General features: G+C 61.3%; 12 protein-coding genes. 10 read left to right on the forward strand and 2 right to left on the reverse strand.

Annotation, left to right across the window (positions count from 1 at the left end; genetic code table 11):
- Positions 1-246: 246 nt before the first annotated feature.
- On the reverse strand, positions 247-2916 hold the full coding sequence (locus O0881_RS23655) for a TonB-dependent receptor (RefSeq protein ID WP_289913319.1): 2670 nt from the start codon (positions 2914-2916) through the stop codon (positions 247-249).
- A gap of 172 nt (positions 2917-3088) precedes the next feature.
- The gene (locus O0881_RS23660) at positions 3089-3556 is read right to left on the reverse strand and encodes a hypothetical protein (RefSeq protein WP_289913320.1); all 468 of its coding nucleotides are present in this window, start codon (positions 3554-3556) and stop codon (positions 3089-3091) included.
- Positions 3557-3936: 380 nt separating this feature from the next.
- On the opposite strand from O0881_RS23660, the gene O0881_RS23665 reads away from it, so the two are divergent.
- The 10 genes from O0881_RS23665 (at position 3937) to nusA (ending at position 17728) form a co-directional block, all read left to right on the forward strand.
- A complete protein-coding gene (locus O0881_RS23665; RefSeq protein ID WP_081345921.1) occupies positions 3937-5775 on the forward strand; it encodes an ABC transporter substrate-binding protein in 1839 nt (612 codons plus the stop codon).
- Between the two features lie 28 nt (positions 5776-5803).
- Positions 5804-6742 carry an ABC transporter permease gene (locus O0881_RS23670; RefSeq protein WP_034782513.1) on the forward strand — a complete coding sequence of 313 codons (939 nt, stop codon included), beginning with the start codon at positions 5804-5806 and terminating at the stop codon, positions 6740-6742.
- 9 nt (positions 6743-6751) lie between these two features.
- Positions 6752-7861 (forward strand): ABC transporter permease, encoded by a 1110-nt coding sequence (locus tag O0881_RS23675; RefSeq protein WP_099665296.1) that lies wholly within the window; start codon positions 6752-6754, stop codon positions 7859-7861.
- A 9-nt stretch (positions 7862-7870) separates the two neighbouring features.
- The gene (locus O0881_RS23680; RefSeq protein ID WP_289906334.1) at positions 7871-9562 is read left to right on the forward strand and encodes an ABC transporter ATP-binding protein; all 1692 of its coding nucleotides are present in this window, start codon (positions 7871-7873) and stop codon (positions 9560-9562) included.
- A gap of 150 nt (positions 9563-9712) precedes the next feature.
- Positions 9713-10675, forward strand: coding sequence for a VTT domain-containing protein (locus O0881_RS23685; protein ID WP_251349817.1), 963 nt, complete (start codon positions 9713-9715; stop codon positions 10673-10675).
- Between the two features lie 389 nt (positions 10676-11064).
- Complete coding sequence (locus tag O0881_RS23690; protein ID WP_077400303.1) at positions 11065-12084, forward strand: glucokinase; 1020 nt, start codon at positions 11065-11067, stop codon at positions 12082-12084.
- 398 nt (positions 12085-12482) lie between these two features.
- Positions 12483-13277: an SMC-Scp complex subunit ScpB gene (gene scpB / locus O0881_RS23695; RefSeq protein WP_289913321.1), complete on the forward strand. Its 795-nt coding sequence runs from the start codon at positions 12483-12485 to the stop codon at positions 13275-13277.
- Positions 13270-15333: a 23S rRNA pseudouridine(2605) synthase RluB gene (rluB, locus tag O0881_RS23700; RefSeq protein ID WP_289913322.1), complete on the forward strand. Its 2064-nt coding sequence runs from the start codon at positions 13270-13272 to the stop codon at positions 15331-15333. The genes scpB and rluB overlap by 8 nt, the downstream gene beginning before the upstream one ends.
- A gap of 344 nt (positions 15334-15677) precedes the next feature.
- Positions 15678-16166, forward strand: a complete 489-nt coding sequence (rimP, locus tag O0881_RS23705; protein WP_035828693.1) for a ribosome maturation factor RimP — start codon at positions 15678-15680, stop codon at positions 16164-16166.
- Positions 16163-17728: a transcription termination factor NusA gene (nusA, locus tag O0881_RS23710; RefSeq protein WP_077400312.1), complete on the forward strand. Its 1566-nt coding sequence runs from the start codon at positions 16163-16165 to the stop codon at positions 17726-17728. Before rimP ends, nusA begins: the two co-directional genes overlap by 4 nt.

Consider the following 17728-nt stretch of genomic DNA (forward strand, 5'->3'; position numbering starts at 1 on the left):
TTCTTGGGCCTCATCAAAACATTCACGATTCAGATTGTCAATTTCGTGCGGACTTTTTGGACGAAATGCAACATTTTCCTGTTTTTTTTATAATCCTTCAGCAATAAAATATCGTGAACCCTTGTCAGGCGTGCTCAGATGCGTAAAATAAAACGGCGCACATCATCGCTGATGGCGCCGTCTTTGCTTCCGCTGGCATATGCTTGCCAGCGCTGTCCGTCTGATCGCGTTTCCCGCAATTTCCCCTTAAAACGTATAGCTGCCGCGCAAGTACCAGGCGCGCCCGATCGGGTCCGTGTAACGCGGGTCATAGCCTTTCTGGAACAGGGTGCCCTGGTTCGAGAACGGCGGTTCCTTGTCCAGCAGGTTTTTCACGCCGGCAGTCAGCAGCAAGCCCTTCCACGCATAGCTGCCCGACAGTCCCAGCAGGCTGTAGGACGGCACATCGTGGCGGTACTGCGGATCCACCTGGTTCTGATCCGTGTAGCCGGACTTGAACGATTGCGACACGGTGGCGCCCCAGTTGCCCATGCGCCAGTTCAGCGCCGCCGTATGCTTCCAGCGGAAGACGGGATTGTTGTCCGCGTAGCGGCCCACGTTGGCGATGAATTCGCCGCCGCGCTCGTTCTGGTAGTCATACTTGTGGGTCCAGGTGCCGTCGACAGACACGCTGAAATCGCCATACGCACCGCGTCCCAGGCGCGCATTCAGGCTGACGTCGATGCCGTCGGTCTTCACTTCACCGAGGTTGTCGTTCAGGTCGAGGATGGCGTAGGGCGAACCGTCGGGATTGCGCAGGAACAAGGCCTTGTATTTTTCATAGTTGCCGTAGATCGATTGTTCGGGCAGGGACGAAATCTTGTCCTTCAAATGGATGTTCCAGTAATCGACGGCGACGGTGACTTCCTTGATGGGTTCGAGCACCAGGCCAAAGGCGAAGGTGGTGGATTTTTCCGGTTTCAGCTTTTCATTTCCGCCTTGCAGCTTGAATTGCTGCAAGTCGCAATCGCGCAAGGGATTGGCGCCCGGTTGCGGCACGCCTCCGGGGCACAGGATCGGGTCGTCGTAGGAATCGTTGGTATCGTTCTTCGACGGCGGCGCATTCTTTTCAAACAGGGTGGGCGCGCGGAAACCCGTGCTGGCCGAGCCGCGCAGCACCAGCGCGCTGCTGGCCTGGTAGCGCAGGGCCAGCTTCGGATTGGTGGTGCTGCCCACGTCGCTGTAATGGTCGAAGCGGGCGGCCAGCTGCACTTCCAGGTCCTTGATCAGCGGCAAGTTAACTTCGCCGAAGACGGCCTGGATCGTGCGTGAACCGCTCTTCGACAGCGAGCCGGACAGGCCTGAACTGGTGGCCTGGCCGGCGATGTCGCGGTTCACGTTGAAGTCGGCCTTTTCGCGCCGTACTTCGCCGCCCAAAGCGATCGCCAGCGGGCCGCCGGCCAGTTGCATCAGGTCGCGGCTGCCCTTGATGTCGAAGCCCGTGGTGGTGACCTTGGCGTTCTGCACTTCACCGCGCAGGGCAGTGCTGTCCAGATAAGCCTTGCCGGCCGCATCCTGCACGCCAAACGGGTTCAGGATGCCATTGAGCACGCCGGCGGCGAACGAGGCATCCTGCACATAGCCACCCGTAAATTTCTCCGACGATTTGCTGATCGCGTGGCTCAGCCCCGTCTTGTAATCCCAGCCGGCCAGTTCTCCCTCCAGCGCCAGCACCAGGCGGTCCGCCTTGCCGTCCGAATCGATCTGCCGCTGGCCCGCTTCCACGGGGCGCCAGTTGACGCTCAGGGGCTGGCCTGACAAGTCCGGCTGCGCCGGCACGCCGCCCGCATTGCCCGGATAATATTTGCTGCTAATGGGCAAGATCAAGCCCGTTTGCGGCGGCGGCGCCGTGCGTGCCTTCACCTTGTTTTGCGAATGCAGGTATTCCACCGTGGCCAGGTGGCCGCCGCCGAGCTTGAAGGCGCCCTTGCCGAAGAAGGCCACTTGCTCCTGCGCGGGCAGGTCGTCGATCTGGCGCGTGTAATCCTGGCGGCAAGTGCCGTTGGCGGCCGCCACCGACAGCGGTGGCAGACAGCCGCCGGCCGCGTACGGATTGCCGGCCAGGCCCTTGCCGCCGTTGGCCGCCGCATCGAAGTAGTTGCCGGGGAAGGTGGTGCCGCTGGTGAGCGACAGGCCCCGCTCGGGAATGATGCCGGTCTTGGAAAAATCGCGGTCCTGCGACGTGAGCACATTTTGCTTGTGGTAGTCGACCACGCCGAAAATATTGTAGCCGTCCGTGTCGAGCTTGCCGAAACCCGTCGACAGGTTGATGCGGTGCTCGCCTGCGCCCTTGTGTTCTGGCGCGACGACCTCGGCGGTGATATTCGTGACGTTGACGGAGCGCTTCGTGATGAAGTTGATGACGCCGCCGATGGCGTCCGTGCCGTAGATGGCCGAGGCGCCGTCGCGCAGCACTTCGACCCGTTCCAGGGCGGCGATGGGAATGATGTTCAGGTCGACGCTGGCGCCGTCATACGGATGGTTGGCGATGCGCCGGCCGTTGAGCAGGACCAGGGTCTTGTCGCCGCCCAGGCCGCGCAAGTCGGCACTGGCCTGGCCGCCCGTGGGCAAGCCGCTGGTATTGCCGCCGACGGCATTGCCGCTGCCCATGCTCGATGCATTCGAGGGGATCTTGCTGAGCACTTCCTGGGCCGTCGTCAAGCCCTGTTTGGCAAAATCCTCGGCCTTGAAGATGGACAAGGGCGTCGCCGTTTCCGAGACGAGGCGCTTGATGGAGGAACCGGTGACTTCGACGCGTTGCATGCTGCTGGTATCGCTGACTTCTTGCGCCAGCACCTGCTGGCTGAGCAGGCCTGCGGCAAGGCCGCTGGCGCAAATCAAACGGATGGAGCGGGACAAGCGTGTTTCTCTGATCATGTTCAAGACTCCTGGAAAAGCGGTTGGCTAGAAGGGCAAGAACGGCCGCGCTGGTTGGCGCACCGAGAACATTGAAAAGTATTTATATCTTTTCAAGAGATTCACTGTAATGAGCTGCAAAAGTCCTTGTCAACGTGGCAAACAGGTTTGTGTGCCTAAACAACGCAGTGCATCAGAGGTACTGATTTAGAACAAAGAAGGTGCATTTTGTGCCGCATTTTTGACGAGGCTGCCATCCCCCTTCGTGCGCAAAATAAAAATACGCTCGCTGCAGTGCAGCGGGCGTTGGTGTGGATGGCATGGCGATAGTGACTTGTGCCTGCCGAATGTTCAGGCTGTGCGTGGCAGCCTGAGCGGACGCTGGGAATAACTTGTCGCTGGCGCCCAGTTTCGGCGTGGTCGACGAGAAACGGTCGTATTTGTCGTCACGCAAGGCGCCGGACACTTCCACCGTCTTGATCACGGACGCCAGCACTTCCAGGAACACGGCCGACACCTTGCTGTCGCCCTTGGCGGCGACACAGCTGGAATGGATGGAGCCGTCTTTCGTGCCCGACAACGATGGGTTGTCGAGATTGTCGCGGCGGTGTTCCGCGCCCACGGCCAGGCCCAGGGCGCCGACTTGTTTCAATATTTGCAATTATTTCAATGTTGCACCGCGCCGTATATTTTCCGTACTGCCATAAAAACTGTCGTCATTCGGGGCCGTAACGGTTACTGCCAAGTCGTTTTTTCATGGTGGCGACCGGTCTTTGTTGCGCTGCGGAAGATTTCCCCTGCACGGCAGGCAGCCGTGGCTGCCCGCCACGCCCGTACTGCGGCTTTTTGCCCGGCGAACAGAATATGCGTTATCGTTACGCCTTTTTCCAGCTCGCCTGCATGCGGACGGGGCTGGCGATGAGCAAGGCATAGATCTTGCGAGGATGGACTGGTTTTGGCGGTGGAATCCTGTATCCCAGGGGGAAGCCAGTACAAGCGCACCAATACGGTGCGACAGATAATCGAGATGAAGGGTATTACATGAAGTCACCATGGATGCGGCGCGTGGCGCTGCTCGCCTGCCTGGCCACCCTGCCGCTGGCGGCCGTTGCCGCCGATGCCCCCAGCGCCGCGGCCGCGCCGGTCAAAACCTTGCGCTATATCTTGCCGGCCGCCGAGACGGGCTTCGATCCGGCCACCGCGCGCGACCTGTATTCGAACCACATCACGCAGGCCGTCTTCGACACCCTGTACACCTATGATTACCTGGCGCGCCCCGTCAAGGTGGTGCCCGGCGCGGCCGCCGCCATGCCGGAAGTGTCCGCCGACGGCAAGACCTACACCATCCGCCTGAAAAAAGGCATCCTGTTCACGCCGGACGCCGCGTTCGGCGGCAAGCGCCGCGAACTGACGATGGCCGACTATGTGTATTCGTGGAAACGATTGTTCGACCCGCGCCTCGCTTCGCCGCACAGCTGGCTGTTCGAAGGCAAGGTAGTGGGGCTGGACGACCTGGCCAAGGAAGCGGCCAAGGCGAACAAGCTGGACTTCAACAAGAAGGTGGCCGGCCTGGAAATTCTCGATCCGTACACCTTGCGCATCACGCTGACCAAGACGGATTTCAACTTCCCCATGATCCTCGCCTACGTGCCGACGGCCGCCGTGGCGCGCGAAGTGGTGGACAAATACGGCGACGTGAAGGGCGAAGTGGGTTCGAATCCCGTCGGCACCGGTTACTACACGCTCGGTGAATGGACGCGCGGCAACCGCATCGTCCTGAACCGCAACCCGCAGCACTTGCCGGAAACGTGGAATTTCATGGCTGGCGACGATCCGGACGACCAGCGCATCGTGCGCCAGATGCAGGGTAAACGCATTCCCGCTATCGACCGCATCGAAATTTCCGTGATGATCGAAGACCAGTCGCGCTGGCTGTCCTTCCAGAGCGGCGGCACGGACGTGTTTTGGCTCGACGGCCCGCTGGCGCCGAAAGCATTGCTGAACGGCAAGCTGCGTCCCGAACTGGCGGAGAAGGGCGTGCAACTGTCGCGCTTGCTGGACCCGGAGATCAGCTATTACTACTGGAACATGGAAGACCCCACCCTCGGCGGCTTCAGCAAGGAAAAGATCGCCCTGCGCCGCGCTATTGCCATGGCGCACAATATCGATGAAGAAATCCGCATCATCTGGAACGGCCAGGCCAAGCGCCTCGACTATCCGATACCGCCCGGTGTCGTCGGCTACGATCCCCACTACAAGAGCCTGCTGCAATACGATCCCGTGCTGGCCAATAAATTGCTGGATAAATTCGGCTACAAGAAGGGCGCCGACGGCTGGCGCACCTTACCGGACGGCAAGCCGCTCCTGATCCGCTACGCTTCGCGCAATGAAGCCAATGGCGTGCTGCAGGCGGAAATGTGGCGCAAGACCTACAACTCGCTGGGCATCCGCATGGAAAACGACCGCATGATCTTTTCCGACATTTTGAAGACGGAAAAGCAGTGCAAGATGCAGACGCGCACGGCGCCGTGGCTGGCCGATTATCCGGACGGCGACAACTTCATGCAGCTGTTCTACGGCCCGAACACGCATCAGAACAACAATGGCTGCTACCAGGACCCCGAGTACGATAAATGGTACGCGGCCAGCCAGGCCATGCCGGCCAGCCCCGAGCGCGACGAGCTGTTCCACAAGATGGCGCGCCGCCTGGAAGTCAATGCGGGCGCCCTGATCGGCTATGCGCGCTACCGCAACATGCTGGCGCAAAAGTCGGTGCAGGGCTACAAGAAGCACCCGATCCTGTTCCAGGAATGGGCGTACATGGATATCGACAGCACGGGCACGCCAGTGGCGCCCGTTGCCGATTCCGCTAAAAAATAAGCGCGGCTTATAACGACAAGGAATCATTATGTTTGCTTATATCCTGCGCCGCTTGTGGCAGATGCTGCCCACCATGCTGGGCGTCGTCCTGCTGGTGTTTATCCTGTTTAACTGGGTGGGCGGCGACCCCGCCTACATCCTGGCCGGCAAGATGTCTAGTGCGGAAAGCATCGCCAACATCCGCCGCCAGCTGGGCGTCGACCAGCCGTATTACGTGCAACTGTGGATCTTCATCAAGCAGATCGTCACGTTTGACTTCGGCCAGAGCTGGGCCACGGGGGAATCCGTGTCGCACATCATCACCTCGCGCCTGGGGCCGTCGATGATGGTGCTGATCCCGCTGACCGTGCTGGAAACGTTTTTTGGCGTGGCGCTGGCGCTGGCCATCGCGTTTGTGCGCGGTTCGCTGACGGACCGCGCCGTCATGATCGCCTGCACGGTGGGCATGTCGATTTCCATCCTCGTCTACATCATCGTCTTCCAGTACGGCTTTGCCTACAAGCTGGGCCTGTTCCCCGTGCAAGGCTGGGGCGACAGCTTCTGGGAAAACCTGCTGCGCTATTCGACCTTGCCCATCCTGATCGGCCTGGCCGTGTCGATCGCGCCGACCCTGCGCCTGTTCCGTACCTTCGTGCTGGACGAGGCCAACCAGGATTACGTGCGCACGGCGCGCGCCAAGGGCTTGAAGGAAGGCCGCATCATGTGGGTGCACGTGCTGCGCAACGCCGGCATCCCCATCATTACCTATGTGATGTCGAACTTGCCGGCCCTGCTGATCGGCGCTTTCCTGCTCGAGCGCTTCTTTGGCATCCCCGGCATCGGGCGTGAAGTGATTCTGGCTGTCGAGCGCAGCGACTTTCCGGTGATCAAGGCGATCACCGTGTATGTCGCCGCCGCCACCATGCTCTTCAACCTGCTCACCGACCTGCTGTACCAGGCGGTCGATCCTCGCGTACAACTGAAGTAGAAAGAGACGATGTCGAAACCTCATACATCGCCCGGCCTGTGGGCCCTGGCGTGGCGCCGTTTGCGCGGCGACAAGATTGCAATGGTATCGCTGGCCGTGGTCGGCGCCTTTTTCCTGCTGGTGCTGGCTTCCGCCAGCGGCCTGGTGGCTTCGAACTGGGAAGACGAAGTGGCCGTCAGCTACGCGCCGCCCACCTTTGTCGGCGCCGACAAGGACGTCGCCGCCGATGGCGCCATGCCCGTGACGGACGAGCGCAGCGCGCCGACACCCGTCAACGTGCTCGACCCGCTGGCCGACGATATCGCCGAACTGCGCGCCCAGATGGGCAGCAACCCATCGGCTGGCGTGGAAATGTACGGCGTCGCGGACCCGCTGGCCGACGACTTGACGGCCTTGCGTGCCGGCATGGGCAAGGCCAAGAAACTCGTCACGCACAAGGCGGCAACCTTGCCGTTCGGCGCCGACAAGTGGGGCCACGATATCCTGCAGAAAACCGTCAAGGGCGGCGAGACGTCGATCGTCGTGGGCCTGGTGGCCGCCTTGCTGGCCGTCGTGCTGGGCACCATCTTTGGCGCCGTGTCCGGCTATTTCGGCGGCATCGTCGATGACTTCTTCAACTGGTTCTACAGCATCTTCACGTCGATTCCTTCGATCCTGATGATTTTGACGGTGGCGGCGGTCTTGCAGCAAAAGGGCGTGCTGACCATCGTGCTGATCCTGGGCTTGACGGGCTGGACGGGGCCGTACCGCTTGATCCGCGCCGAATACATCAAGCACAAGGCGCGCGAATACGTGATGGCGGCCGACGCCATCGGCGCCTCGCACTGGCGCAAGATGTTTTCCCACATCTTCCCGAACGTCAGCCACGTTGCCTTGGTGCAAATGTCCATCCTCGTGGTGGGCTTCATCAAGGCGGAAGTGATCCTGAGTTTCCTCGGCTTTGGCGTGCCGGTGGGCACCGTCTCGTGGGGCAGCATGCTCAATGAGGCACAAAATGAACTGATCCTGGGCAAATGGTGGCAGCTGACAGCCGCCGCCACGGCGATGGCCGTGCTGGTGACGGCGTTCTCGCTGTTTACCGATGCCTTGCGCGATGCGCTCGACCCCAAAGTGAAATAGGAGTTGCTCATGGACCAGAATAACCTGTTGGAAGTGCGCGACCTGCGCGTCACCTTCCGCCTGGACAAGAAGACCACGTTCGAAGCCGTCAAGGGCATCTCGTTCAACGTGCCGCGCAACAGCACCGTCGCGCTGGTGGGCGAATCGGGCAGCGGCAAGTCCGTCAGCTCCTTGGCCGTGATGGGCTTGTTGCCGCCGGATAACACCATCATCGACCCCGGATCCAGCATCCACTTCGGCGGGCGCGACTTGCTCAAATTGTCGATCGCCGAGCGGCGCACCATGTGCGGCAAGGATATCTCGATGATCTTCCAGGAGCCGATGTCATCCCTGAACCCCGTGTTTACGGTGGGTTTCCAGATCGCCGAGGTGTTGCGCCAGCACATGGGCATGAACCGCAAGCAGGCGCGGGCGCGCACCCTGGAATTGCTCGAGGAAGTGGGCATACCGGACCCGGCCACCAAGATCGACGCCTACCCGAGCCAGATGTCGGGCGGCCAGCAGCAGCGTGTGATGATCGCCATGGCCATCGCCTGCGAACCGAAACTCCTGATCGCGGATGAACCGACGACGGCGCTGGATGTGACGATCCAGAAGCAGATCATGGACTTGATCGCGGCGCTGCAAAAGAAACACCAGATGTCCGTGCTGTTCATTACCCATGACCTGGGCCTGGTGGGAGAGATTGCCGACCAGGTGATCGTCATGCGCCACGGCGAAGTGCGCGAGACGGGGGACGTGCGGCAAGTGTTTGAAGCGCCGCAAGACAGTTATACCAAGGCGCTGCTGCATTGCCGTCCGTCCCTGGACGAGCGCCCTTGGCGCCTGCCCGTCATCGCCGATTATATGGATGGCAAGGCGGGTCCCGGCATCGAGGTGAAGCAGCGCACGCGCGGCTACACGCCGGGCGACGAACCCGTGCTGGTGGTCAATAACTTGAGTAAAAGCTTTTACACGCGCGAGGGCTTGTTCGGCAAGCGCGAATTCCAGGCCGTCAAGGATGTGTCGTTCACCTTGCCACGCGGAAAAACGCTGGGCGTGGTGGGCGAGTCCGGTTCCGGCAAGACGACGGTGGGCCTGACCTTGCTGCGCCTGCACCAGGCGACGGGCGGCACGGCCATGTTCCACGGCAAGGACCTGATCGCCATGCCGAACAAGGAGTATTTGCCGTATAAACGCCGCATCCAGATCATCTTCCAGAATCCATATGCCTCGCTGAACCCGCGCTTCACGGTAGGGCAGATCCTGCTGGAACCCATGCGCATCCACAAGATCGGCGCGACGGACCAGGAACGCATCGCCAAGGCCTACTGGCTGCTCGATAAAGTCGGCTTGCCGGAGCAGGCCTTCCACCGCTATCCGCACGAGTTTTCCGGTGGACAACGTCAGCGCATCGCCATTGCCCGCTGCCTGACCATGCAGCCGGAAATTCTCGTGTGCGACGAATCCGTGTCGGCGCTGGACGTGTCGGTGCAAGCGCAGGTATTGAACTTGCTGCAGGATTTGCAGGATGAATTTGGATTGTCGTACATCTTCATCTCGCACGATTTGTCCGTCGTCAAATACATCGCCGACCAGGTGATGGTGATGCACAAGGGGCAAGTGGTGGAACTGGCCGATTCGGATGAGCTGTACCGCAATCCCGTGCATCCGTACACGCGCACGTTACTAAGCGCGATACCGAAGGGCGTGCAAATATAACGTCTGTCAAAACCTGCTGCGCGTCGCGCTTTGCGGCCTGCGATGCTCGCCGTGCTCAAGCACGGTTGCGCTTCTTAGCCACAAATCACTGCCGCTCGCTACGGTTATGTCCGACGTTTAGGTCGGGCTTTTTACGGTAAGATAGCGGCCATGCCCAACCTCATTTACCTGCTCGAACATTACGGTGTCCTGATTGTCTTTGGCATCGTGCTGGTGGAGCAGCTCGGCCTGCCGATTCCCGCCTTTCCCATCCTCGTGGTGGCGGGGGCGCTGGCCGTCGATGGCGACATGAATGGGGGGCTGGTGCTGGCCGCCGCGCTCAGCGCTTGCCTGATCAGCGACTTCACGTGGTTCCGCGCGGGCCGCCATTTCGGCAAGCGCATCCTGCGGCTGCTGTGCCGTATCTCGCTGTCGCCCGATTACTGCGTCAGCCAGACGGAAGACAAATTCAAGCGCTGGGGTCCGAAAGCCCTGATCGTCTCCAAGTTCGTGCCGGGATTCAATACCGTGGCCGCGCCCATGTCGGGCGCGCTGGGCACGCCGCCGGGCCTGTTTTTCCTGTACGCGGGCCTGGGCGCCTTGCTGTGGACGGGCACGGGCATCGTCGTCGGCGTGATTTTCCATGCCAGCGTGCAGCAGGTGCTCGACTTGCTCAGCACCATGGGCAGCACGGCCTTGCTGATGCTGGCTACCTTGCTGGGCTTGTTCCTGCTGTACAAATTCCTCGAACGCCGGCGTTTCCGCCAGGCCTTGCAGATCGAGCGCATCGGCATCGATGAATTGCTCGAACTCATAGAGCAGGGCGAAGAGCCGCTGATGGTCGACGCGCGCAGCGCCACGGCGCAGGCGCTGGAGCCGGCCGTGCCGGGTGCCTTGTTTTTCAATGGCAAGGAACCGGTGCCCGCCATGATCGCCATGGACAAGGACCGCCACATCATCGTGTATTGCAGCTGTCCCAACGACGTGACGGCCGCGCAAGTGGCCAAGCTGCTGCACCAGCACGGCTTCCACCGGGCCAAGCCCCTGCATGGCGGCCTCGATGCCTGGAATGCCGCCTACCGCTCGGACCAGCCGGCGCCCGCCAGCCTGTTGGGCGAAGGCTTGCCTTCCTGATCCAGGCTGCCGCCGGCACGCCAGGCTGGCAATAAAACCCGCAGTAAAAACCGGTAGTAATAATACGAAAACACCTTTGCGGCGCGCCCAGGACGGCAGCGCCGCACCAGCGCCGCCGCGTACCAAGCGGCTTTGCGCAAACTCCGGCATACTCTGTTTTCAAGGTGATTCCTGCTGCTGTGCAGCATGCTTTTCGCGTGCCTGACGAGTGCAAGTACTTACTATAAATCATTGTTTCTAAGCAATTTTGGCGCTGCCTGTTGCATTTGGAGTGGAACTACCAATAAAGGCTTGTTTTGATGTACTTAAACTACAAACTTTGCTTGCCTCCGGGCGCATTCATCCTTTAAGCTTGGCGTCCCATGCGTCCCACTTCATCATTTAAAATCATGAGCGCTTCGTCTTCTCCCGTACTGCCGACTTCCGCCTTCGCCGATGGACCGCGCCTGCTGGCCGACGTGGGCGGCACCAATGCCCGTTTCGCCCTGGAAGTGGCCGCCGGCCACATCACCCTGGTGGAAGTGTTGCCCTGTGCCGATTACCCGAGCCTGTCCGCCGCCCTGCAAGCCTACCTGGCCCTACCGCACATCGCCGCGGCCGGCGGGCAAGCCGTGCGCCATGCCGTGATCGCCATCGCCAATCCGGTCGACGGCGATTTCCTCAGCATGACGAACCACCACTGGTCGTTCTCGATCCGCGCCATGCGCGAAGAGTGCGGTTTCACGACCCTGGACGTGGTCAACGATTTCACGGCCCTGGCGCGCGCCTTGCCGCAGCTGTCCAACGAGCAAAAGCACCAGGTGGGCGCGGGCACGGCCCGTCCGAACACGGCCATCGGCCTGATCGGCGCCGGCACGGGCCTGGGCGTATCGGGCCTGATTCCTTCGCATGGCGGCTGGATCGCCCTGCAAAGCGAGGGCGGCCACGTCAGCTTCGCGCCGTTCAATGAAACGGAAGTGAGCATTCTGCAATTCGCCTGGCGCGAATACGAGCATGTCTCGGCCGAGCGCCTGATTTCCGGCGATGGCCTGGAATTGATCTACCGCGCCCTGGCCGACCGCGCGGGCGTGCCGGCGGAAGACTTGCCGGCGGCGGAAATCACGCGCCGCGCGTTGGCTGGCGAATCCCAGTTGTGCGACGACGTCATCGAAGCGTTCTGCTGCATGCTGGGCACCGTGGCGGGCAACGTCGCCGTCACCCTGGGCGCGCTGGGCGGCATTTATATCGGCGGCGGCATCGTGCCGCGCCTGGGCGCGCGTTTCGACCGCTCCGGCTTCCGCGCCCGCTTCGAGCGCAAGGGTCGCTTCGCCAATTATGTCTCGCAAGTGCCGACCTTTGTCATCACGGCGCAGTACCCAGCTTTCCTGGGCGCATCGGCCATTCTCTCGGAGAAACTCGCCTCCCTGTGATGCGGGCAGCGGGCGGGATGTCGCGCCAGAGCCGGGTAAAACGCGTGTTTTACCCGGTTTTGCGCTTTTCCGCTTTTTATCAGGTACAATTGGCATCGTTGGATGAAACGACGACTGTCGCTTTCCCGTCTGGCTGCATCGTCGCCACGGGAAAAGCAGCTGCTCCGGAGTTCGTTTCATTGCTGGTTATTTAAGGCCAGCACCATGGATGGCAGGACTTTCACTGCATCCGCTTTAGTCCCGCTTTGCGCGCATCGGCCAAGGCGTCGGAAAAACAGCCTCAACTAGTAACCCAGCACGGCGTCATCATCGATGTCTGCCCTCTGTTACGTTGAAATGAACGTTTTTGATTTCTTTCTCTGCATACGAATTGCAACACACATCCGCACAGAATTGCTATGAATACAATTGAGGCTAAAAAAGTCCTCGAAACCGCGTTGCTGTGCGCTCGTGAATCGCTGACGATCCACAGCTTGAAGAAGCTGTTCGTCGATGCGGACGAGAATGGTCGCGTGCGTGGCGTCGGCGTCGGCGCCGACACGATCAAGCAATTGCTGGAAGAGTTGCGCGATGAGTGGGACGGGCGCGGCATCGAGATCGTCAGTCTCGCTTCGGGCTGGCGCTTTCAAAGCCGCCCGGAAATGAAGATGTATCTGGACCGTCTGACGCCCGAGCGGCCGCCCAAGTATTCGCGGGCGACCCTGGAAACCCTGGCCATCATCGCCTACCGCCAGCCGGTGACGCGCGGCGATATCGAGGAGATTCGCGGCGTTGCCGTCAATTCGCAGACGATCAAGATGCTGGAAGACCGTGGCTGGGTCGATGCCATCGGTTACCGCGACGTGGTGGGACGGCCGGCCTTGCTGGCCACCACCAAGCAGTTTTTGGATGACCTGGGTTTGCATTCGCTGTCCCAGCTGCCGCCGTTGCAGCAAATCAGTGAAATGCAGGGCAATGGGCTGGAAGCCCTGGAAGCGGCCCTGCAAGAGAATTTTGACAAGGCAAGCAATGAGCTTGTCCCCCAGCTTGGTGCAGGTAGCAATACGGCTGTGACAGATGTAGATGTGACAGCAAGCCTTGATGCCGGCCCCGATGCTTCGCCCACGGACGAAGCCTACACTCACGACCCTGCGCCAGAACTAACGGTTGACGCTGCGCCAGGTCAGCACAGCCAAGAAACGAAGAATGAATAATCCGAACACACCCGAGACAGTAACCGCCAGCGACGAAGCCATCGTTGCCAAGCCCAAGCGCCGCACCAAGGCCCAGATCGAAGCCGATACGGCCGCTGCTGCCGCCGCAGGCGATACCGCCGTTGCCAAGCCGAAGCGCCGCACGAAAGCCGACGTGGCTGCCGATGCGCCCGTCGTTGTCGCCGCTGCTGAAGCGGCGCCAGCCGCCAAGAAAACCCGCGCCAAGCCAGCCTTGAAGGCCGTGGCCGACGCCGCCGAAGCGGCTGCCGAGGCGGTTGCCGCTCCGGCGCCGCGTCCGCCGCGCGCCCGCGCCGCCGCCAAGGCTGCTGCCGCCGTCGCTGAAACGGCGCCGGAAGTTGCTGCCGACAAGCCTGCCGAAGCGCGCCCGACGCGCGGTCCGCGCCAGATGCGCGGTGTGCAGGCGGAGCGCGCGCTGCGCCAGCCGCCGCGCGCCGAAGCGCCGCAGGCAGCCGAAGCCGCACCTGTCGCCGAGCAAGCTGCCGCGCCTGTCGCCGATGTGTTCGATGCCGAAGGCAACCTCGTCTCCGGCCCGCGCCTGCCGCGCGGTCCGCGCAACGACGTGCCGGGCGCCGGCAAGAATGCCGGCAAGAGCCGCAAGAAGGGCAAGGGCCGCCAGGCTGCGCCGGGCAAGCTCAGCGACGCTGATGCTGTCTTCTCGTTCGTCACCTCCGACGCGTTCGACAGCGAAGAAGGCGGCACGGGCCGCGTACAGAAAGCCGTCGTGCGCCGCGACCTGACGTCCGACGACGATGCGCCGAAGCTGCACAAGGTGCTGGCCGAAGCCGGTCTCGGTTCGCGCCGCGACATGGAAGACCTGATCATTTCGGGCCGCGTGTCCGTCAATGGCGAGCCAGCCCACATCGGCCAGCGCATCTTGCCGAGCGATCACGTGCGCATCAATGGCAAGTTGATCCAGCGCCGCGTCAGCAAGAAGCCGCCACGCGTATTGGTCTACCACAAGCCGGCCGGCGAAATCGTCAGCCATAATGACCCGGACGGCCGTCCATCCGTATTCGACCGCTTGCCGACCATGAAAGCCGGCAAGTGGCTGGCCGTTGGCCGCCTCGACTTCAACACGGAAGGCTTGCTGCTGTTTACCACCTCCGGTGACCTGGCCAACCGCCTGATGCACCCGCGCTACGGCATCGACCGCGAGTACGCCGTGCGTACCCTGGGCGAGCTGGAAGAGGGCATGCGCCAGAAACTGCTGGCCGGCGTCGAGCTGGAAGACGGCCTGGCGCAGTTCTCGAAGATCGCCGATGGCGGCGGCGAGGGCATCAACAAGTGGTACCGCGTGGTGATCGGCGAAGGCCGTAACCGCGAAGTGCGCCGCATGTTCGAAGCCATCGGCCTGACCGTCTCGCGCCTGATCCGTACCCGCTACGGCGCCATGACCCTGCCGAGCGGCCTGAAACGCGGCCGCTGGGAAGAGATGGATGAAAACACCGTGCGCGACCTGTTGACGGCCTACGGCATCGAAAAGAAAATGCCGGCATCGGGCGACCCCCGTGCCGCTGGCGCCGCCAAGGGCCGCGAAGCGCGCAAGGCCAGCCGCGATGACGAGCCGAATGGCAACCGCATCGATGTGAGCAACCGCAACGCCGATCCTTTCCCGGTCGCGCCGCGCCGTGGCCAGCCGCAAGGCCAGTTTGCCCGTCCGCAAGGCCAGGGTCGCCCAGGCGGCGCCGGCCGTCCAGGCGACGCGCGTGGTCCTGGCCGTGGCCAGCCGCAAGGTCCGTTCCAGGGTGGTCAGCCCCGCTCGTCGGCATCGTTCGAAGGCGCGCCGCAAGGCCAGGGCCGTCCGCCGCGTGCGGCAGGCCAGGGTCAAGGCCGTCCGGGTGGTGAAGGCCGCGCGCCGCAGCGCGGTCCGCGCCAGCCCGATCCGCTGCAAACGGCGTTCGGCTTCGCCAACACGGGTCCGCGCCGCAATACGGGTGGCGGTGGTGCTGGTGGGCAACGTTCCGGTGGCCAGCCGCGTGGCGGCATGGATCGTGGCGGCATGGATGGCATGCCGCGCCGCCGCAGCAAAGGTTAATCGGGAAGAGTTTCTTCTTGCGCGCCCGCCGATCTGCCGCGGGTGCGCGCTCTTGTAACTGTTGTAAGCCGGGCCGCTCCGCGTGTGCGGCATTGCGGCGAAGTTAATAAGAGGTTATAATCTGCAGCCTAATAAAAGTTCTCCGCAGGGTTGTTTGGTGGGGAGTGCTTTCATCTGGTTGGGGAAATACAAGAAGATGGGCAGATGCCCATTTTTTTTTTGTTGAACCGTTTGTAATGGCTCCGCAAGGGGCCATATATGACTTGAATGCGTGTTTTTGCATGTTGTAGGCGCCCGATGTGGCGCTGTCATGCCGAAAACGGGCCTTATTTCTGGAGAATTTCTTGCAGCAGTTGGGATTAATTGAAAAGACAGTTACAGGTCTGGGCTATGAGCTCGTTGATGTCGAACGTGCCGAGCGCGGACTGCTGCGCGTCTTTATTGATTTCAGCGCCGCCGATGCCGCTGAAAAAGGTCCGATCACGGTCGAAGACTGTGCCACGGTGAGTCACCAGTTATCGCATGTGTTGACGGTAGAGAACGTTCCTTACGAACGCCTCGAGATTTCTTCCCCGGGTCTGGATCGTCCGGTGCGCAAGCTGGAAGACTTTGTCCGTTTCGCAGGTCAGGAAATCATCGTCAAGCTGATGGTGGCGATGCCGGGTACGAACAACCGGAAATCGTTCCAGGGGATCTTGCAAGAACCCGTGGGCGATAAATTGTCGTTGGAATTTGAAGGTAAGGATGGTCCGGCGATGTTGGAGTTTACGCTCGCGGATGTGGATAAGGCACGCTTGGTGCCGCAGGTGGTTTTTAAGGGACGCAAAGCATGAGCCGCGAAGTTTTATTATTGGTTGACGCGCTGGCGCGCGAAAAAAACGTCGATAAAGATGTCGTCTTCGGCGCCCTCGAATTCGCGTTGGCGCAAGCCACGAAGAAACGGTATGAGGGTGAGGTAGACATCCGCGTTTCGATCGACCGCGAAACGGGCGAATTCGAATCGTTCCGCCGCTGGCACGTGGTGCCCGATGAAGCGGGCCTGCAATTGCCGGATCAGGAGATCCTGCATTTCGAGGCAAAAGAACAGATTCCGGATATCGAAGTCGATGACCACATCGAAGAACCGATCGAATCCGTCGAATTCGGCCGCCGTTTCGCCCAGGATACCAAACAGGTCGTCCTGCAGCGCGTGCGTGACGCCGAGCGCGAACAGATCCTGGTCGACTTCCTGGAACGCGGCGACTCGCTCGTCACCGGCACCATCAAGCGCATGGAACGCGGCGACGCCATCGTCGAATCGGGCAAGATCGAAGCGCGTCTGCCACGCGACCAGATGATCCCGAAAGAGAATCTGCGTATCGGCGACCGCGTGCGTGCTTTCATCTTGCGCATCGACCGCAATATGCGCGGCCCGCAAGTGATTTTGTCGCGTACCGCGCCAGACTTCATCATGAAGCTGTTTGAACTGGAAGTGCCGGAAATCGAGCAAGGCATGCTGGAAATCAAATCCGCAGCCCGCGATGCCGGCGTCCGCGCCAAGATCGCCGTCTACACGGCCGACAAGCGCATCGACCCGATCGGTACTTGCGTCGGCATGCGCGGTTCGCGCGTGCAGGCCGTGACCGGCGAACTCGGCGGCGAACGTGTCGACATCGTGCTGTGGTCGGAAGATCCGGCGCAGTTCGTCATCGGCGCTCTGGCGCCGGCGAACGTGTCGTCGATCATGGTCGACGAAGAAAAACACGCGATGGATGTCGTCGTGGACGAAGAAAACCTGGCAATCGCGATCGGCCGTTCCGGCCAGAACGTGCGCCTGGCCTCGGACCTGACCGGCTGGAAGATCAACATCATGACGGCCGAAGAATCGGCTGACAAAGCTGCCCAGGAAACGGCTGCCGTGCGCATCCTGTTCATGGAAAAGCTCGATGTCGACCAGGAAGTGGCCGATATTCTGGTGGAAGAAGGTTTCGCCAGTCTGGAAGAAATCGCTTACGTGCCAATTTCCGAAATGCTGGAAATCGAATCGTTTGACGAAGATACCGTCAATGAACTCCGTACCCGTGCGCGTGATGCGCTCGTGACCGAAGCGATTGCTTCGGAAGAGGGTCTGGAAGGCATGGACGAGGCGTTGGTCGGTCTGGAAGGCATGGACCGCATTACCGCCGGCAAGCTGGGTCTGGCTGGTATCAAGACCGTTGAAGCATTTGCAGCACTGGCATACGACGAATTTGGCGCAATCCTGGCCTTGTCTGCGGACCGTGCGCGTGAACTGATTACAAGTGAATTTAAAGATGTGACCGACGATGAGATGAAGTTGGTTGACTCGAAATACGACGATCGTGCCAAGGCGTTGCAAGCCAAGGCATGGAGTCTGGCCGAATCCGCAAAGGCTTAA

This window comes from Janthinobacterium sp. SUN100 (assembly GCF_030397705.1).
Classification (GTDB): Bacteria; Pseudomonadota; Gammaproteobacteria; order Burkholderiales; family Burkholderiaceae_D; genus Janthinobacterium; species Janthinobacterium kumbetense.

Coding starts and splice junctions, on each gene's coding strand:
- O0881_RS23655 (WP_289913319.1), bottom strand. CDS start 2,916: ATGATCAGAGAAACACGCTTGTCCCGCTCCATCCGTTTGATTTGCGCC.
- O0881_RS23665 (WP_081345921.1), top strand. CDS start 3,937: ATGAAGTCACCATGGATGCGGCGCGTGGCGCTGCTCGCCTGCCTGGCC.
- O0881_RS23670 (WP_034782513.1), top strand. CDS start 5,804: ATGTTTGCTTATATCCTGCGCCGCTTGTGGCAGATGCTGCCCACCATG.
- O0881_RS23675 (WP_099665296.1), top strand. CDS start 6,752: ATGTCGAAACCTCATACATCGCCCGGCCTGTGGGCCCTGGCGTGGCGC.
- O0881_RS23680 (WP_289906334.1), top strand. CDS start 7,871: ATGGACCAGAATAACCTGTTGGAAGTGCGCGACCTGCGCGTCACCTTC.
- O0881_RS23685 (WP_251349817.1), top strand. CDS start 9,713: ATGCCCAACCTCATTTACCTGCTCGAACATTACGGTGTCCTGATTGTC.
- O0881_RS23690 (WP_077400303.1), top strand. CDS start 11,065: ATGAGCGCTTCGTCTTCTCCCGTACTGCCGACTTCCGCCTTCGCCGAT.
- scpB (WP_289913321.1), top strand. CDS start 12,483: ATGAATACAATTGAGGCTAAAAAAGTCCTCGAAACCGCGTTGCTGTGC.
- rluB (WP_289913322.1), top strand. CDS start 13,270: ATGAATAATCCGAACACACCCGAGACAGTAACCGCCAGCGACGAAGCC.
- nusA (WP_077400312.1), top strand. CDS start 16,163: ATGAGCCGCGAAGTTTTATTATTGGTTGACGCGCTGGCGCGCGAAAAA.